Here is a 668-nt window from a genome sequence, read left to right as displayed (position 1 = left end):
GCGGAAGGCCAGATGCGGGAAGGAGCCTGCCGCGCCTAAACCAGGTAAGTCGTTCAATATTAGTTGCGCTTCAATAGGCATATTGCACGATGAGCACTCGCTGCAAAATACTCATAAGCTCTTGATCATTCCGCTTCTTCAGCTATAAGGCCTTGCCTCATTCTTACCCGTCGAGACCTTGAACCGGTCCTCACAACCTCAAGCCCGTTTTCTTCAAAATCCGGCTGGAAAACAGCACCTCGTGGCTACGGCAAGCCTCGCCCAGCAAGGCGCGCGCGTCGTCCACCGCGGCCAGCACCGCCGGCCGCTCGCTGCCGTGCAGCATGGCGAACAGATTGTACGGCCAGCCCGGCTGGCGCGGACGGCGGTAGCAGTGGCTGACCGCGTCCAGGCCGCCCAGTTGCGCGCCCAGCGCGTCCACGTGTTCGTCGGCCACGTCGAACACCGCCATGCCGTTGGCGCGGTAGCCGATGGCGTAATGGTTGGGCACCGCGCCGATGCGGCGCACCACGCCCTGCTCCAGCCAGCGCGCCAGCTTGGCCGTCACTTCGGCCTCGGTCCAGCCCAGTTGTCGCGCAATGTCGTGGTAGGGCCGCGGGCACAGCGGCAGGCCGGCCTGGGTGGCGCGGATCAGCAGCCGGTCGTCCGCGCTCAGCGCGGCCGGTTCG

1 protein-coding gene is annotated in these 668 nt (G+C 65.3%); it reads right to left on the bottom strand.

From position 1 onward, the window contains the following. Positions 1-190: 190 nt before the first annotated feature. The coding region (ahbB, locus tag LQT98_RS23865; protein WP_456237141.1) for a siroheme decarboxylase subunit beta at positions 191-668 on the bottom strand (478 nt) is incomplete at its 5' end.

Source organism: Chromobacterium aquaticum, from assembly GCF_021129195.1.
Taxonomy (GTDB): Bacteria; Pseudomonadota; Gammaproteobacteria; order Burkholderiales; family Chromobacteriaceae; genus Chromobacterium; species Chromobacterium aquaticum.
Note: the sequence above shows the minus strand (reverse complement) of the source record. Positions and strands in the feature narration are given on the sequence as shown.